We start from the raw sequence: 17119 nt of genomic DNA on the forward strand, positions 1-17119 counted from the left end.
ATGTGAAACTATTTGTTGTGTAATGCCAAAATTTTCACAAATAAGTGTATTACTAATAAGCATGAAAGCAACATAAGGCTGTTCTTTTTTTAGCTAGTTGATTCATAACCTATAAAAAATAGATATGAAAAAGCCCCAATGTTGCAAATGGGACTTTTTTGTTGCCAAGGTTAAACTACTTAGCTAAAACTTGATCCACTGAACCAATTAACTTTCGGATTACTTCACCTTCTAGGGTGTTGTTATAGGTGTGTCATTTCAAATTTAAATTTTATCCCACCTCTTGAACAAGAGTATTAAGAATAAAACTGGATAAGCAATTGGCCATAAAACTGTAAAAAGTATTTTTGATGAATAAGGACTAATTTTCATCAAAAAAATTTTATTAATAAAATAGTACCCCGTTAAAACATAAAAAACCGCACTAAAGTACTGGTGCATATTAATCAGTAAACACCACCAGATAATAGCCCAAAGAATCGCTACAAAAGTAAGGTAAAGGTAGAAAGCTTTATTTAGTTGCATGTTCATCATCTTTGTTCGGCATAACATTACCTTTTAAAAATCTACAATTGATCTAGTTCCCTTAGGAAAAAAACCACTAATTGCTTAGTGGTTCGTTCTGATCTGGTGATTAATTGGATTCCGTGGATATGACAATAGATGTCATATAAAACCTTCTTTGAACTGTCGCCCTTCCAGCGACTCTAAGTGCATTTCAAGGAAATCTATTGCCACTTCTGAGTAATTTGCGTTGGCTGAACAATTCACCAACTTTTCATCACAAAGACATTTTCCCAAATTTGCCAACTGAGTAACCAACTCATTTCGTACAGAAGCCAAGCTGAGAGCTTCAATCTGAGCTTGCAGTTCTTCACTGAAAAACTGCAGTTCCATACGATTACCACATTGTTGTTGCAGTAGATATTTATTTAATACCGCTACGGCTTTAGCGGTATTTAATTCACCGTTCATCAATATTACTTATTGTGACGGTACTGGCTTGGATAAACAGGGTTTGGATCAGCCCATAAACCAAGGCGTTGAGAACGTGCGTTGCTTTCAGCACTCAAAATAATTTTATCTTTGAGATATTCACGATAAGCCCATGCATAGCCATCTTTAACTTGCTTATAGTTAACACTATTCACGATGTTTAAGTTGGGCACTTGGTTTGTACGCATCTGAAAAATGGTACCAAGAGTACGACCGTAGCGGTCCTTACTATTTTCTTGCACATACACAATCGTTTCATGCAAGAAACTGATGTTCTGACGCGATTTCTGACCAAAAGCTTGACTTTTTTCTGGTGCATCAATCTGGTTGAAGCGAACACGGATCTGCTCATTGTTGTTGTTTAAAACGGTGATAGTGTCGCCGTCAGAAATACGTACAACTTTGCCAACAAAATCGGCTTGAGCTGCAGTAGCAACAACAGACATGGATAAGGTTAAAGCTAAACTTTTTAAAGTTGTATTAAGGTTCATTTTGAATCCTTAGTGGGTAAAGAATAGGTAAATTATATCGCATTACGTAACTGCAATTTTTTTCTTAAAAAATATATTCAGCTGATTAGTTAGGATTTATCCCCTTTCTCTCAAGCCATTTTTTCCATTGAAGTGCATACGCAACTAAACCAGGTTGTTTCGCCGTGCCATTGCGATATATCGCATTAAAAGATGGCGTCCATGAGTGGTAAGCAGCTGCTCTAACCCAAAAATCGGTTGACGGTTTTGTGGTTAATCGATTTCGCAAGATCTTGGCTGCAAGTCGCGCATTCAGACATCCATCAGTACGCACATAATGGCTGTTATAATTTTCAAACATACCGCCACGTTTAAAGTGCATGGAATTGATTTGGAATTGCCCCATATCCAATGAACGGTTTTTGTTTTGCGCTGTTTGTCCATTGGTACCACGCTCTTTGCTATGTATACCCAATAAAACATACAGCGGAACACCTTCTGACCGCGCAGCATGAATAACACAACTCAAAGTAGCGACTCTACCCGGTACGGTTTGATCGTAAGATACACTCGCTTGGTTGTATTGATTGTATTGCGTAGTTGGATAGGTATAAGAAACAGGACGGATATTCTGGCGAACGGGTTGTTGTTGTGGTGCTGGTGCTTGCTGGCCACTAGGTTGTGGTCCATTTTGTGCAACTGCCGTGCGCTCAGTGCTAGTCGGAGTTTCTTCAGTTTTTTGCGGTGTGTACTTCACGCCCAAGTAACGACTCGTAAATCCTCTTGGCTTTGCTGGCGCCATTTCTTGCTGAGTGTTGGTCATGACCTGAAATGGTCGATATGGTGTACTTGATCCATTAGAATTGACATGGTTTGCATATGCACCTAGAGCCTCAGAACTTTGAGGCAATTGAGCATAAGCAACGCTTGATCCTAATAGAGTCGCAAATAGCGTTGGTTTTAACAGCATATTAATCAGCACCTTTATCGTTGTTGTTGAAATTGTCGATTAGGTGCTGTTTACGGTCAGCTAACTTATTCAGTGTTTCAACTGGCAATGGGTTTTTGCCGTCATACCACGATAAGCTATATTTTTTTGGCGCATAGCGGAACCATGCCAAGAATGGCGCATTCGGTAAAAATAAAAGACCAGTACGGACTTGCCACGCACGATAAGCTGAATTGATGCTAACCATGTATAGATAAAACACCAATAATACACCTGGTACAACAAGCATTGGATATAGCGCTTTAAAGAACATATAAACTACGTACAAGCCTGTAAACATAGATAATGCTAAATACAAATAAGACGAAAACTGATGGTTTTTAACAAGCTTGTCTATTTCATCATTACTCATTGAAGCTAAACGTTCTTGCCCTCTTGGGTAGTGAGTATTAGCAATGAGTCTTTTCAGTTGTTTAAAATTGTTAGGTGCGACAATTTCATATTCACATAAAGGGTGTGCACATACCCAATTCACGTTGCCTTTATAAGAACGTGGAATCCTGTTGTCATGCATTAAAATCGATTTACCGCATTCGGGGCATGTTGGAGACAGCATTGATCTAATATTAGATAAATGCGGTAAAAACCCTTTTCTAGCTGAACTCCAGTGGCTTTTACGCCCGAAATCAAAAAAGACTCGCTTTAAAATACCTGATTTACGGGGTTGACTAGCTTCAATTGCCTGTTTAATGGCAGCTTCATCTAAAACCTCATTGGTAATATTTACCTTTTGTGTAGCACTATCAGAACTATTTTTATCTGAAGACATACTTTTACCTACGGACTTTTATTATGTAGAATACGTTATTATATTAAAGGATTTTCAACGTGTCTAAAACCCTTTTTATTTTCGCAACGGTTATTTTAATTTCCACCCTTTTAAGTGCCTGTAATAACTCTAATACTCCAAATGAACAAGATCCATTAAAAGGTCAAGAACAGAAGTTTTTAGACGAATCGGCAACGAGTGAATCAAAAGAACTTGTGTTTTATGACTTGGTAGATCCTAAGAAAAAAGACCAACCTATAAAGGCTGAAGAAGCAAGTGCTTCCGAGCCTGAAGCCCAAGAACAACAACCTGAAAACGCCTTATCTCCTGAGGTTCTTGAAGCGATTCGTGAAAATACAGAACGACAAGAAAAAAAGGAAAATGCACTCAGAACAATAGCTGAAGCTAAGCGTATTGAAGCATTATTAGTAGGTAAAGATCGCAGTAGTGATGATGGCTATACCTATAACAGTGATGAATAATTGATATATCAATGGTTTTAACCAATACAAACTTATTATTTTAAGTTAAAATGATTTTAAATTTTTTGGTATATACGGTTATGTTTAACAGTGCTTTTAAGAAACATAAAATAAAAATATGTTTTGGCTTGCCAATCATAATTGTGGTTTCGATCTTAATATTCAAAATCTACTCCTACCCCTTTAAGCCAAGACTCTTAAGCCCCGATTGGATTGAAAGTCGCTACAATGGTTGGGAAGTTGAACATCATGACTTATGGATTGCTACAATTGTGGATGTTGTTGGTCCAAAAACAGTAAAAATTAGAAATCAAAATGGAGAAGAAAAAATTATGGATCTTCTCTATATAAATGCTTTGCAATCTTCGGAAAAAATGAAAAACCTCTATATCAATAGCTTGTCCGGTTATGTTGGCCAACAGCTATTTGTAAAAGGAGATTCAGACAAAGCGCGGTTTAATGGCGTCTTGATCGATGGTAACGGTGAAAATATCAATCTAAACCTAACTTATGGACCAGGTGCGGTATTGGATATGTCATCAACTGCATACATTCATGACCGAGAAAAGCAATTAGTTCCTTATTTCGCGAATATCAATTCAGAAAATAGAACGTTTTAAGTTATAAATTAAGGGATATTAGAAAGGCCAAGCTATGCCAGCACCATTATGTTTTCTCACACTGGAATTTACCGCCAAAGTCAAGAATCCAGTTGATGTGCCTGACATTATTAAGTCGTCTATTTTGACGCGTATTAAAAAGTGCCGCACATCATCAATAGAACAGGTTCAGTATCTTTATAATGCTGAAGAGAGCTACTGGAAGCCAAAAAAACAAGTCACTGAAGAAGCAACTCAATATCATGGCATCACCAATGAAGATTTATTAACGCAAGACTCAATCAATGGTCTAAAGATTAAAAACTATGTTGTGTATTGGGCAAACGTTTATACATTTAGAATTTTGCAAAAAAGCAAAGTGAAGTTTTTTAATCACCGCTTTATCTTTTTAAACAACTTAATCAACGTGATTGGTGAAGATGGTTCCCTACCCATGACAGAATGGGCACGTTTAGCCAGTGCAGCTTCGGGAAATAATGAATTTCCAGAAGAGATACTGACTAACACTAACAATAAGGTCATCTGTTTGACCGTTATATTTGATTATATTTCTGAAAAATTAACATCACTTTATGGTTTGGATCTAAATAAGCATTACGATCTGGTTGCTGCAGTACAATACAACAGTGCTATCAAAGCTAAGAGTCAAAAATCATTAAAGGTTCATAAGCTTATGCGTGATGATTTTAATGAGTTTAAATTGCTTTTAGACAAAGGCATGGAGATTAAGAGAATTAAAAAGGAATATTTTATAAATAATAACTATCTCCCTTAAACCTAAAAGCCACTTTCTTAAAAGTGGCTTTTTTGCGTTAAACATAAAATAAACTATCACTAAAACCCTTTTTTAAAATATAATACTTTTAATTTCTATTTTAACAGGTGATACATTGTGAGTTTAATTAAGAAGCAAAAAGACATTCTATCTCACGACCCTCTTGTTTCAATTTTTAGTAACAATGACCTTTTAACAATCTCAGTTGATACGGATTCTGAAGATTTGAATCGTCAACCTAAAAATATAAAAATCCCGAATGCCGATCTTAAAGAGTTAACAATACAAATCAGTGGTTTTGATACTTTAGAAAACAATGATGTTGGTCGTTATTTCACTTGTTCTGGTACCGTAGAGCTCGTTAATACACTAGGTAATGGTGAAGAAAAACGTTTTGTATTAGCAGAGCCAAAAATCAAAGTAAACGTGGTTAAAAAAGGTCATTTACCGCAAACAGAACAAATTAAACAATTGGTTCGTAATGCGTGGATGGATGCATTTAGTGATGGTTGCCAAAACATTAACCAACCTTACCACTATGAAGATGAAACTTGGTTTGAACGCTTCAAAGGTAGCATTATTGGTAAGTTTGTACTGATCGTACTTGCCACTTTCTTCGCTGCTTTCATTGGTTTGGCTATTTTTGGTTATGTTGCTGGTAAAAAACAACAGGACCCAACATTAGAAATTGCGAATCAAATTGCTCAAGATCCTGAAGCATTAAAGCAATTGCTGAATCAATATGATCAACAAAATAACCAATCTGGTGCACCTACTCCACAAGCATCACCAGAACAAGCAGCTGAGCAAGAAAGACAGCAAGAAATTAGCTCATTCGGTTTAGATGCTGGATCTAGCGAATAACGCTGATTAAGCAATAAAAAAGCACCTTAGTCATAAATACTTTGGTGCTTTTTTTGAGCCTAAATTTATTATGCAAATTTAAAAAGAATCCAGATGATGACGAGATGTACTGGATAGAACCAGTACGCCCACTTCCCCACTGGAGGTACTTCAAAAGGTATATTCATGTGCTGTCCTTTCAGTAGGAATTGTGCACCAATATACGTTGCAATGGCGCTACTGACAGCAAATGAGAATGCCAAAGAATATGTAGTCATATCCGTATAGTAGCCACCAATCAACCAGTTGAAAATGTTGGCCAATGAAGTGAGCAAGACGCTGATCATTAAAAAGTATTTCTTAGAACGAACGTTGGTTGTTTTAAAGAATAAATACAGGAATACAATTAATAAAACGCCCCACACGCTATACATAATAAAATTAGATAGCAATATGGTCACGACTAACAGAGAGACAAACTGCAGCGTTGCATATTTATGTTTAGATTCCCCCAATACAACAAGCAAAAATCCTAAAAGCAACGTAGGCATGACGTTCAGTGTTGTAAATGGCTCTTGGTTGAATAGTTGATACGGTACTTCTGATAGCACACAAAACAACGCCAAATTTTTAAAATAGTTTTTTAATGTATGGGTTTTCTTTTTAGAAATAGCTTGGTTCAAATTGAATGCAAGCATGATACAAAAAATAGGAAAAGCACAACGGCCAATCGTCCTCAACAACAGATTATATTGAGGAAATAATATTGATGCGTGGTCAATAACCATGGTCACAATCGCAATCCACTTCAATAGATCCAAGGCTCTATTGCGATCTCGCACGGCGCTTTGGCTAATTACAGCTTCTTGTAGATGAACCATGTGTTATTTTTCGCTAAAGGGTTTGTATAAGCATCACTACGCTGTTTTCGGGTGTTGTTACGATTATCTAAGATCTCAATGCTGTTCCAACCTTCGGAATAACCGAGCACCAGTCCAGAGTTATAAAATCTCGTGCGATGACGCTCTTCATCGCCGGCATAAAACAAGTACGCACGAATATCGTTATACGGTCGATGCCCGACCAATACGTTATCTTCATCACGATCAAAGTACTCATAAATTAAATCCGTATATTCACGATTGAAGTATCCGCACTTCTCAAACAGATCTGCACTTGAACGAAAAGTAATAGATTCCTTGGCCAGTGTTTTATTTAAAATCATGCGAGTGACATTACGAGCAAACACGGGCAAATTAAAATGCACAGGCAAATGAATTTCATTTATTTCGGACAAATCAATAGGATCACCAAAAGGACTAGAAAGTTCTAATGCTTTTTGATAAAAGTCCATCCATTGTGCAAGATATTCATCAACAAACTTTTTCTCACCATAATAAATTGGTAATCCATCAACCGTTAAAAGGTTTTGTGGAGGAAAAATATTGTTTCTTAAATCTAAGATGCTTTGTTTTAATTTTGCGATTTCGATTGGATCACTAATCATAACAACTCACTCGAATTAGAGTATTAAGATAATTATATAGGGTTTTAATTAATTGGATATAAGTTTTTAGCTCAGTAAATAAGCATTTTTGTTGTGTGGCGAATTAGAATTGATAAAAAATTTAAAAGAATATTTATTCTAGGAATTATTGATACAATGTATCTAATTTCTTACGAATTAGTATATACAATTGGGATTACTATGCTTACCCCTGATCGAATAGACAAACAAGTTAATTTGGCTGGACTTGACAAGTCGTGGACCAATTTATTAAATCACTTGGACATTGATAGTCATCCTGAATACAACATCAATAAAACTCAGCCATGGTACTTGGCTAATTTTGTAGATTACCTACGCCTACTCAACATTAAGTTTGATGAATTAAATCTAAGAGAGATTCGTGCAGTTGATTATGACTTGGTAGATTGGTCATTTCTTAAATCTAATCGCCTAAATGGTGTTGAGGTGTTTAAGGACCTTACCATTTATCTGCAGAAACCCATTTTTGTTACGCAATATCCTAAATGTGTAGCCATCAATGCTGATGTTCGCGATCGTAAGCTTGCAGAGGTTATTTATGATTACTACAGACGCTTCTTACCGTTTTTCTATTCATTCATTAAATTGATCAGATCAACGCAGCGCTTATCTCTAGAACGTAAATTACCCGTGATTGATAACTTTATGTCTAATTTTGGAGATCTTAGTACTGGTGAGTTTTATTCAAATATTCCATTTGATGATGCAGAGCTCAAAAGGATTTTGAAAAATGGCTTTGAAAAATATAGAGAGCATAAATCAGAACAGCGGTTTAGCCGTGCCATCGCAGAGCTAACACCGATGTTTAAAGCTTTGTCTGAATACTTAAAGATTGTGTCTACGGTTAACTACGTGGATCTAGACCTTATTCACTTCTTACACAATGCATTTTTGGGTAAAAACTTTAATGTTTATTCAGATCTATTCGCTATGGATAAAGAACCTAATTTGTTGGTCAATTTAAGTTGGACATACACAAAAGCGGTCGTTTATGTGCATCGGCTATATCAAAAGGAAGAAGAATATAGCGATCTTTTAACGAAAGGGCCTGGTCATACCGAAGTTTTGTAGCAGAAGAAAAATCTGTACTGGTTTTGCCCGTGGCAAAGTCTAACCAAAAGACGTCATTTCCATCGCACAATAAACCTAAATTATCCTTTTCAAGTGTCTTTTTACATTAATGTCTTAAACTGGCAAATTAGTATATATGACACCATCAGGATATTTTTCTCTTAAAGCTTTTAAATCAGAATTAAATATAAATAATTCATCATTTTGATTTTTAGCTAACGAACTTTGATTTGTATTTTGAATAGATGGTTTGGAAGATGAACTCGTTTCATTATGGTTGGTATTTTCACCGTTACCCAATCTTTTTGTTTCTGTAACTGCTTGAGATTTTATAAAAATTACAATACCTAAAACAATAATACCAACCACAAGAACTATTAATAGAATTTTATTCTTTTTCATAAGATTTTATAAAAACTGCCCAAATTTAAAATTGCAATCTTTTGCAGATGTGTATTGAGAAACAGCTCGCCCATTATCATTTTTTGTAATCTCTCTTTGTTTACAACTATATTGTTAAAGTTTAGGACTTTAATGTCCAGTTTACGTTTGTGTTGTCAAATCACATCAAGCGCCACATACTTGATATAAGGATCATCTATTTGTGAGATCGAGGGGATATATTGATAGTCCACCTTTCATACAATATGTTTGCGAACGTGGTGCACGGCGATCGGTTGATCTATGGACCGTGCGTTATCCCATGCTACCTGAGCTTGCTCTAAAGTATATACGTGCGCTTGATCAACATTCGTTGTATAGCCCTTTCCGTTAAAACCAGGCCACCCAATATTTGAGCCGACATTATGTCTAAAACAAGCTAGGTAAAGTTCAGTCATAAAGTTTCTCTTAAGCTACTTTCTTATTCAGTATGTGTTCGGCTAAGCGCTTGATACCGCCACCGTCCGTAATTAAATGTTCAAATAATTCGCCATTCGGGTTTTTAACTCCTTCCAACTGGCCTTTTTTGATGCCTAAGACATCAGAAATAATTGGATCTGAACCCGAATCAGCCAACAAGTAATATGCCGAGATCTGTTTGATTTGACCGTCACGGTCTAAGCGACCAATACATTGATCATGAACACCAGGCGACCAATCCAACTCACCAAACACAAATGTTTTGCATTTTGAGTGGTACTGCAAGCCATCAAGCCCGGCAGATGAACGTAATGAACTAATGAAGACTTTGCTTTCATCATTCAAGAATGCTTGTTTAGAACGTTCCTTAGCTGCAGGTCCTTCCGTGCCTGTATACATAACAGGATTGAATTCAGCCAAGCGTTCTAGCCAAATGTTGTACACATCTCGATGCCAACCATAAAGCATGACTGATTCACCAGACTCAACAAGCATACGCACGAACTCAGCGACATACGGCGCTTTGGCGATACCTGTTGCTTGGCGCATCATAATATTGAATTCTTCTGTCGCACGAAGCTTTTGCCCTTGGAATTCCTGAGTAGAGCTTAAAATTACTTTTGCCAGTTCCATTGCCTTGCCCTTAATTTGATCCAGTACTTTAGGATCGCTTTCGACATATTGAGGGATGATTTGTACTGGCGGTAACTCTCGATTTACATCTGCTCGAGTACGGCGCAACATTAGACCTTCATCACGTAAAAACATCCCAAACGCTTTAGGATCATTAATACGTTTTTCTTGTGAACACCACTCACGAGCGAATTCAGTAGCGGTACCTAAGCTATCTGGACGCAATATTTCAATGATGTTGTAGAATTCATCACCGTAGTTATAAATCGGTGTAGCTGATAGACCGAGGCGTAATTCAGCTTGGTCACTAATGAGTTTAGCAGCGGAATACTTTTGCGATGTATAGCCAGTCCGTAACTCTTGGATCTCGTCAAACACTACGTACTTAATCTTTCCGGCAAGATATTCAGCCCAACCGTTCAACTTTGAATAACTGGTGATAATGACATCGGGTGCTGCTTCACCCTCTTTGTGCAATGGATAAGGCGATGCTTTCTTTAGGATGTGACATTTTAGGTGCGGAGCAAAGCGTTCAATTTCATTCTTAATTTGCATTGGAAGATGTGTCATTGTCACAAAAAGCGCCGGGAGCGATTCAGGTAGAATCATCGGACATATTCCACTCGCTGTTTTGCCAAGGCCCAAATCATCCCCCAAGAGCAAACCTTTAACATTAAGTAGTAGATCTGCAGCTGCTCTTTGATACTCATATGGAGGCACAGCAAGATCAAATGTTTTGATCGGACGTTTATAGTCCATCACATCCAAAATATCTTCTTTTAGCGACACATAAGCCTTAGATTGCGCTTTCATGTATTTAAGATCATCAACACGCATTGGATAACGTTCAATAAACCAAAGTAGGTCGTGACAATTAGACGGCGTATCGCTTAACTCAATAAATTTTGATGCATGTTGGCTGACTTTTGGGAATACACGCTTAAGTCGTGTTTTAACATGTGGTTCACATTCAATGTGCCAGTTTTTTTCTTGACGAGAAATGGTGCCGTAAGATTTATACATTAGAAGACCCCCACTAAAATACGATGGCGGTAAATAAATTTATTGTTCAGTTGGATTGGAATGTTATTCACCCAATACGGTGTACCAACCACATAGAGCGCTTTTATGCTGTCATGGCTTAAATAACGATTGATCTGACGCAATAATGCGTTACGTGCACCATCTATTTTTAATTCAACACCCACCTTGCCGACATCAAGCTCAACAGTAAAATCAATGATGTCTTTATTTGATAGACGAACCTCACGTTCATACGGAATCTCATTGGCAATAAACATTTGCTCAATCGCGAGTTGTAAGTCTTTTTCGTTATAAAAACGGTATTTGTGTGAAGAAAACAGAATTCCAAGCTCTTCAATCGTTTTCATTCTGCATCCCCTTGGTCAGCTTTAGCAGCCTTTTTGTTTTTCTTCACCTGGCTTTTATCAATGGATTTTGACGGTACCAGTTCAACTTCACATTCAGTACACGACAATCTAAAAGTAGGACTACACGTTGCACCACGGCCACACTCAGGACACGCAAAAGATGCCCTAGTCTGTTTCTTAGGCTCAGGCTCTTCAAAATTGGCTGAACCAAGCTCTTGATAGAGTGTTTCACCGATCATAGTTTCTTTGAGTACAAAAAACTCGTTATCATCGCCGTTTGGTTGTTCACCCTTATAAAGTTTAACAACCTTAGGTTCTGGTATTGGTTGGTCGTCATCATCTAGCGGATCTTCATCAAAAGCCGTTGGATAATAACCGCCAAGGTTTGCAGCGGTATTTGATATGTCGATTAGTCCGATCGCTACATCAAAGGGATTCATTGTAGTGGGAGTCGGTTCCTCAACTGGCTTCTCTTTTTTAGGTGATTTCAAAGCTGAATTGATTTCATTGCCAAGTAAGGCAATATGAAATAGCTTTGGAGAAGCAGTCGGAATGGACTCCAACAACTGCACTTGCTCTTGAATCATTTCAAGACTGGAAATCGTTTTGGGTGCGTACTTGTCATACCATTTGATGATACGCCCTTCATCGACAAGCTCATTGCACACTTGAATAAACAAGCCATCAGGTACAACGATTTCGGTCATCTTCTCGCCTGTCGTGCGACCTTCTTTTGTGCCGTCATCAGTCATAATCAAACCGATCTCAAGCATAAATGTCACAAACTCAGCATTGTGATATGAGCGTTTAGATGGCTCACCACAAATGCTTTGTTTCATATGACACATCTCATGTGCATAGCATTTAAAAATGTTAAGCAATGGTTGGGTGCCAAAGTAATCAGGGTTAAGGGCCAGTTCGTGCGTATACGCCGTATCATCTTCTGTCGAAGCAAATCTATTCTCAGACCAATAACCGGTATTTTTGTTGATACGTTGAAGCGTAATCAAACAATCTGGTAATTCATTTTTGAATAGCCTTTCATTGAAACGGTCATACACCAACTGCAGTTCTTCATAAAACTGCAACGTAGTTCTATTCTTTATGTTCATTTTTCAGTCGTCCAAACAGGATCAAACTAGGTGTGGATTGTACAAAACAACGCTTAAAGTTTACGCACAGCTTAAAATACAGTCAATAGTTTAAAATAATCAGCAAAGCATATATTTTTTAAAAAAAAAGTTTCCAACACAAAAATAAGTATCATGAAAGTGTGGGTTTAATGAATTGTGGTTGATTTTCATAATACGAGTATTACGCTTTTTGAGGGTTTTAAGTATATTATAAGCCACTTTTGTTTAATGCACATAGAAGTTACTTTTAGCGTTTATAAATGCTGAATAATACCCTTATTGTCAATAGGGCTTTATTTAAAGTAATGGTTCTTAATAATGCTGTTTATAGAAAACTGGATATCGAAATGAGTCTGAATAACATAAAACTAACAGCCAATTGTTTTGCCCTTACACACCCTGAAAATGAAAAGAACTTGTTCAAGTACATTTTTAGAGAAATGTTTAAACGAAATAAGGTCGAGACATTCTGTTCCGCAAAAGTCATATTTTTTACTGATGGCAAGCACATCTATTTAAGAACGTGCGTATCGGACGTCAAAATCCCAATGGCCAAAGAATACATTGAAATTTCGCACGGTCAGCAAATCACTGGAAAAATCATGGTTCCTCTTAACCGAGAGTGTAGCTTTAACCGTCAAGAAATTGAAGAATACATTTCGGTCCACGGCGAAAAACCCAAAGGCAATTCAGGTAAGAAGCGTAAAAATCTAACTGCAGATGAAGCAGCCGAATTCACCAAAAACGCTCTTAGTAGCAAAGGTCTATTGGATGTCACTATAATTGAGCAACAATGTGGACCACAGCTCAGCATTTTGAATATTCCAGTCCAGACCAGAGATATTTCATTTAGTGCGACTGTTGGGGATTTAGTGCTATTTAAAACAGCATGGCTCAATGGTATTGGTCGTGATAAAACCTACGGCTTTGGAATGATCCGCTTAGATGGCACTTTGTTTACACCGCCTTGTAATAATAGTGCTCACGCCTAATCGAAAGGACTTTTAAAGTCCTTTTTTAAACGAATTTTTTCAGATATTGATCTGATGTAGATCCTGGTTACTCAACATGAGAAATAAAGATTTAGATCCAAAGATAGGAATACCGCTTAAAGTCATCACAGCGCGATTAGAGCATGTGAAGTTTAACCTCAATGGCTTAATGAAACGTGTAGAAGCTTATGCGATCGCACGACAAAACAGTAAAGATCCGCACGAATGCCTAATCAGTGGTGATGAATGGACATATGCTGCACTAGATTGTCGAGATCCTATCTGGCGTGAACGAATGAAACGCACCAGTACCATTATGGGTGTTCAAGCCACTGGCCAAGAAATCCCACTCTCATTTATCAATCAGCTACCTTGCAACATTGGTGAAATCATTACCCTTGGCTCATGGAGCCTAACCAAAAATATTTATCGGTTTGAAGATCAAGTCATTCAAATGCTTGTGAAGACCGAATATAACCGCAGTATCCCCGGATTCCTATTAAACCTACCTGATATTGCGATCTACGTTCAAACAGATAACGCCAACCTCTATGTGCAAAATGAACAAGTGGTCGGTGTTATTTTTGCGAAAAACACGTTAAACGATCGCAAGGTGCTATTTACCACGGTATATACCGATACTGGCTTAGCAAAAACCATTACCATGCACTTCCCTGATGATGATGATTTTGAATCAACTGTTGAGGACTGCATGACCGATTTCATTGATACGTTTTTTGATGAAAAGAACTTGCCAGATGAACAAGAAATTAACACGTTCATGGAACTGCAGAAGAAGCTAATCAATTTGATTCTATGGTTCAGCCAAAAAGAACCAGATCTCAGACCATTAACACCAGAAACAACACAAGCCAAGCCTAAATTAGAGCTGATTAAGCGTGAATTGCGTTTATTTGAGGCTAATAAGTACAAGCCGACTATTGTTGGTACCGAAACAAATAAAAAGATCAATGAAGCGATCCTAAAGCGCGATGAAGATCTAAAGTCTGGCAACTACAAAGGTACCAAAAAACCACATCCACGGATTCCTCACTGGAACTTTTACTGGTTGGGCAAACGTGGTACCAAAGAAAAATGGGTTAACCATTGGATACCATTTCAGATTGTTGGCGGTGTGCCTAAAGAAAAAGCCACCTAAAAATAGAAAGAGCCCTAAGGCTCTTTTTTTTGGGTTGGTCAAACAAGAATTTCTTTTTCGTTTTTATCTAGATTCATGCTTAAACCTCTTAATAAGCTCACTCGATAATAACAATAGATATGCTTAAATAGCATTTTTTTCCAAAAGAAATTATTAGCGGATTTTATATATTTTTTAAGAAAAGTTTTTGAGTACTTTTATTTATTAAAATTGAATTATTAAGCAAGGAGTTATAAAACATGGCTAAATCAATAGACCAGTTATGGAGTGAATTACAGCAGATTCAATTTGATGAATCTAATTCCCTACCATGCGAATTCCATATCTGGAATAAAGGTGCATATCGCTATCAGATCCTAGATTGGTTTGAAGCAAATTCTGAAAATGGCGTATTAAGCTTGCAAGGCAAAACCCATAAAACCTTATGGGAAGAGTTTGGCAACACCCCGATAAACAATGATGATGAAATCGAAGAAGACTTTCATCTATGGGGCAAGGGTACAGACCGCTTTATTATCTGGCACTGGTTTGATGCCCAATTAGAACACGGTGTAATTAGCTTAATTGAGAAAGGAGTTGCGTAATGGGATTATTTACTTGCCATCACTGTAATAGTGATATTGATACTAACGATAAAAAGTCTGGCCATCAGGTGAATGATGTAATTCAAGAAACCTTTTGTTCTGTTGACTGCAGTATTGAATATCTGGTGCATAACTCACAAAAGTTTGCAGTAGATCAATACGGTAGTTTGCCATTAAGCAATGAAAACCTGAATGAATTCATTGAAGCATTTTCAAATGAGGGTGTTGAAGATGATGTCTTAGAACACATCAAAGCTGAACTCTGTTAAGTAGTCGCGCAGCTGCTCTAAACAACACTGACAATGGCATTTAAAAAAAGGGCTTAAATCAATTAAGCCCTTTTCATATTTATACGATAAGAAAACTTTCTAATGTTTTACCAGATTCAATCTCACGATTTAACCAGGATGGACGTTTACCACGACCGGCCCACACTTCTTTGTGGTTATTCGGGTTGCGATATTTAGGATCTGCTTTAACCACTGGCTTTTTATTTAATTTACGATTTTCGCCGTGCTCATTTAATTCAAGAATAGTTAAGCCTAATTCTTTTGCGATCTCAAACATTTTGAGATAACCATCATCAAGGTTCGTATTCTCTACTACAACAATTTGGTTTTGTGCCTTTTTAATTAGGCATTCTAACTGGTCTTTACTTAGGTTTTCAATTTCCATAACTAAACTCGAAAAGTTGGTTATATCAAATATACATCAGTGCGTTTTGTTTACAACCGCATACGGTGAATTTAATTGATTAAAATATTCAACTTATTCCATGGCTATTCTAATTTTTAAGCAAAAATTATTCCCACTTTAAATCCATTAAACTAAAAATACATTCAACCTGTTAGGTAAATTAATATGTACAAGTATCTCATGATGAATCTTGCGATTAACGAAACATCAGCACTACCAATTGGTATCCGTATTTGTGATTTTAATATCGGCTTATATGTCTCTAAGAAAATTTCAGAAGTGCCAGCTTTGATGGCATTTGTTAATTACACCCTGTTTAAGTATTCAAGCTATGAGAGTGAAGAACTTGAAGACATTAAAACCTTATTAGAAGAACATGATTTTAAAACTCGCTATGACTCTTGGGAAATCAGCGGTGATTCTTTTTACGTTTTGGGTTTTAAAGAAATTACAAAAGACGAGTTTGAGTTATTGCAAAAACTTGACCTGTTGACCGTGGTAGACGAATACAACTACCACCATAAACTTTTGTCGAGTCATGGTGAGCATAAGTTTGACGAATATTTCAAAGACTTTAACGAGTCTAAAGAGCAAGAAATCTTAAAAAGGTTTAAAGACATTGCGTTCAATTTAAAAACTGACGACTCATTAAACACAGTGTTCGCCCAAGACGTTATAGAATTACTGACTACCTACAAGTTTGGTACAGCTTTAGAACTAATCGACAGTAATCACAGCGATATTAGAAACCGTTTCTACTATAGCCACACGCTTGAGGGTGACTTTGCATCTGGAGCAATTCAGGTCATTATTTCAAATTATAAAGAAACTGGCGTTAAAGAGCCTTACACAGTGGTTGAACCTTTAAATATAGAAATCATGCTTGAAGAAGAACAATGCTTTGATGATGAATATGCAAATCTACTGACTGAATGCCAGTATGTATTAAACCTCATTAAAACCGACTTATACACCAACACTTTTGAATAAACCAAGCCTTTAAGAGAGAAATCTCTTAAAGTTGAGCTTAAAAACGTAAACGATGTTTTTTAATTGATTAAAAAAGGTTTTTTATTTTTAGCGCTG

Annotated in this window: 21 protein-coding genes; 10 read left to right on the forward strand and 11 right to left on the reverse strand. The window is 36.9% G+C overall.

Features of this window, described 5'->3' with window-relative positions; all coding sequences use genetic code 11:
- Window positions 1-666 precede the first annotated feature (666 nt).
- From I6L31_RS16730 to I6L31_RS16745, 4 genes are all read right to left on the reverse strand, one after another.
- Entirely contained in the window at window positions 667-975 is a 309-nt protein-coding gene (locus I6L31_RS16730) for a hypothetical protein (RefSeq protein ID WP_005006143.1), read from the reverse strand.
- 5 nt (window positions 976-980) lie between these two features.
- The gene (locus I6L31_RS16735; protein ID WP_005006141.1) at window positions 981-1487 is read right to left on the reverse strand and encodes a thermonuclease family protein; all 507 of its coding nucleotides are present in this window, start codon (window positions 1485-1487) and stop codon (window positions 981-983) included.
- 85 nt (window positions 1488-1572) lie between these two features.
- Window positions 1573-2436 carry a lytic transglycosylase domain-containing protein gene (locus tag I6L31_RS16740; protein WP_005006139.1) on the reverse strand — a complete coding sequence of 288 codons (864 nt, stop codon included), beginning with the start codon at window positions 2434-2436 and terminating at the stop codon, window positions 1573-1575.
- A 1-nt stretch (window position 2437) separates the two neighbouring features.
- Complete coding sequence (locus tag I6L31_RS16745) at window positions 2438-3244, reverse strand: hypothetical protein (RefSeq protein WP_005006134.1); 807 nt, start codon at window positions 3242-3244, stop codon at window positions 2438-2440.
- A gap of 59 nt (window positions 3245-3303) precedes the next feature.
- On the opposite strand from I6L31_RS16745, the gene I6L31_RS16750 reads away from it, so the two are divergent.
- From I6L31_RS16750 to I6L31_RS16765, 4 genes are all read left to right on the forward strand, one after another.
- Window positions 3304-3726 (forward strand): hypothetical protein, encoded by a 423-nt coding sequence (locus I6L31_RS16750; RefSeq protein ID WP_005006133.1) that lies wholly within the window; start codon window positions 3304-3306, stop codon window positions 3724-3726.
- Between the two features lie 80 nt (window positions 3727-3806).
- Window positions 3807-4346, forward strand: coding sequence for a hypothetical protein (locus tag I6L31_RS16755; protein WP_228128636.1), 540 nt, complete (start codon window positions 3807-3809; stop codon window positions 4344-4346).
- Between the two features lie 34 nt (window positions 4347-4380).
- Window positions 4381-5121 carry a hypothetical protein gene (locus tag I6L31_RS16760; RefSeq protein WP_005006125.1) on the forward strand — a complete coding sequence of 247 codons (741 nt, stop codon included), beginning with the start codon at window positions 4381-4383 and terminating at the stop codon, window positions 5119-5121.
- A gap of 117 nt (window positions 5122-5238) precedes the next feature.
- Complete coding sequence (locus tag I6L31_RS16765; RefSeq protein WP_005006124.1) at window positions 5239-5985, forward strand: hypothetical protein; 747 nt, start codon at window positions 5239-5241, stop codon at window positions 5983-5985.
- A gap of 68 nt (window positions 5986-6053) precedes the next feature.
- Here the strand turns inward: I6L31_RS16765 and I6L31_RS16770 are convergent, their stop codons facing one another.
- Both I6L31_RS16770 and I6L31_RS16775 read right to left on the reverse strand, forming a co-directional pair.
- Window positions 6054-6845 carry a TraX family protein gene (locus I6L31_RS16770; RefSeq protein WP_005006121.1) on the reverse strand — a complete coding sequence of 264 codons (792 nt, stop codon included), beginning with the start codon at window positions 6843-6845 and terminating at the stop codon, window positions 6054-6056.
- Entirely contained in the window at window positions 6821-7471 is a 651-nt protein-coding gene (locus I6L31_RS16775; protein WP_005006119.1) for a hypothetical protein, read from the reverse strand. The genes I6L31_RS16770 and I6L31_RS16775 overlap by 25 nt, the downstream gene beginning before the upstream one ends.
- Before the next feature lie 93 nt (window positions 7472-7564).
- Between I6L31_RS16775 and I6L31_RS16780 the strand changes: the two genes are divergently transcribed.
- Complete coding sequence (locus tag I6L31_RS16780; protein ID WP_228128635.1) at window positions 7565-8584, forward strand: hypothetical protein; 1020 nt, start codon at window positions 7565-7567, stop codon at window positions 8582-8584.
- A gap of 114 nt (window positions 8585-8698) precedes the next feature.
- On the opposite strand, the gene I6L31_RS16785 is transcribed toward I6L31_RS16780, so the two are convergent.
- From I6L31_RS16785 to I6L31_RS16800, 4 genes are all read right to left on the reverse strand, one after another.
- Complete coding sequence (locus I6L31_RS16785) at window positions 8699-8986, reverse strand: hypothetical protein (protein ID WP_005006115.1); 288 nt, start codon at window positions 8984-8986, stop codon at window positions 8699-8701.
- Window positions 8987-9433: 447 nt separating this feature from the next.
- Window positions 9434-11101, reverse strand: coding sequence for an SNF2-related protein (locus I6L31_RS16790; protein ID WP_005006110.1), 1668 nt, complete (start codon window positions 11099-11101; stop codon window positions 9434-9436).
- Window positions 11101-11469 (reverse strand): hypothetical protein, encoded by a 369-nt coding sequence (locus tag I6L31_RS16795; protein WP_005006108.1) that lies wholly within the window; start codon window positions 11467-11469, stop codon window positions 11101-11103. Before I6L31_RS16795 ends, I6L31_RS16790 begins: the two co-directional genes overlap by 1 nt.
- Window positions 11466-12581, reverse strand: a complete 1116-nt coding sequence (locus I6L31_RS16800) for a SprT-like domain-containing protein (RefSeq protein WP_005006105.1) — start codon at window positions 12579-12581, stop codon at window positions 11466-11468. The genes I6L31_RS16795 and I6L31_RS16800 overlap by 4 nt, the downstream gene beginning before the upstream one ends.
- A 281-nt stretch (window positions 12582-12862) precedes the next feature.
- Between I6L31_RS16800 and I6L31_RS16805 the strand changes: the two genes are divergently transcribed.
- The 4 genes from I6L31_RS16805 (at window position 12863) to I6L31_RS16820 (ending at window position 15606) form a co-directional block, all read left to right on the forward strand.
- Entirely contained in the window at window positions 12863-13594 is a 732-nt protein-coding gene (locus I6L31_RS16805; RefSeq protein ID WP_005006104.1) for a hypothetical protein, read from the forward strand.
- Between the two features lie 76 nt (window positions 13595-13670).
- The gene (locus I6L31_RS16810; protein ID WP_005006100.1) at window positions 13671-14753 is read left to right on the forward strand and encodes a hypothetical protein; all 1083 of its coding nucleotides are present in this window, start codon (window positions 13671-13673) and stop codon (window positions 14751-14753) included.
- Window positions 14754-14992: 239 nt separating this feature from the next.
- The gene (locus I6L31_RS16815; protein WP_005006095.1) at window positions 14993-15337 is read left to right on the forward strand and encodes a hypothetical protein; all 345 of its coding nucleotides are present in this window, start codon (window positions 14993-14995) and stop codon (window positions 15335-15337) included.
- Entirely contained in the window at window positions 15337-15606 is a 270-nt protein-coding gene (locus I6L31_RS16820) for a hypothetical protein (RefSeq protein WP_005006093.1), read from the forward strand. Before I6L31_RS16815 ends, I6L31_RS16820 begins: the two co-directional genes overlap by 1 nt.
- Window positions 15607-15685: 79 nt before the next feature.
- On the opposite strand, the gene I6L31_RS16825 is transcribed toward I6L31_RS16820, so the two are convergent.
- Window positions 15686-16012, reverse strand: a complete 327-nt coding sequence (locus tag I6L31_RS16825) for an H-NS histone family protein (protein WP_005006087.1) — start codon at window positions 16010-16012, stop codon at window positions 15686-15688.
- A gap of 201 nt (window positions 16013-16213) precedes the next feature.
- Here I6L31_RS16825 and I6L31_RS16830 point away from each other — a divergent pair, with 201 nt between their 5' ends.
- Entirely contained in the window at window positions 16214-17023 is an 810-nt protein-coding gene (locus I6L31_RS16830; protein WP_223213866.1) for a hypothetical protein, read from the forward strand.
- Window positions 17024-17119: the final 96 nt, after the last annotated feature.

Source organism: Acinetobacter septicus, from assembly GCF_019355975.1.
In the GTDB taxonomy this organism is placed as follows: Bacteria; Pseudomonadota; Gammaproteobacteria; order Pseudomonadales; family Moraxellaceae; genus Acinetobacter; species Acinetobacter ursingii.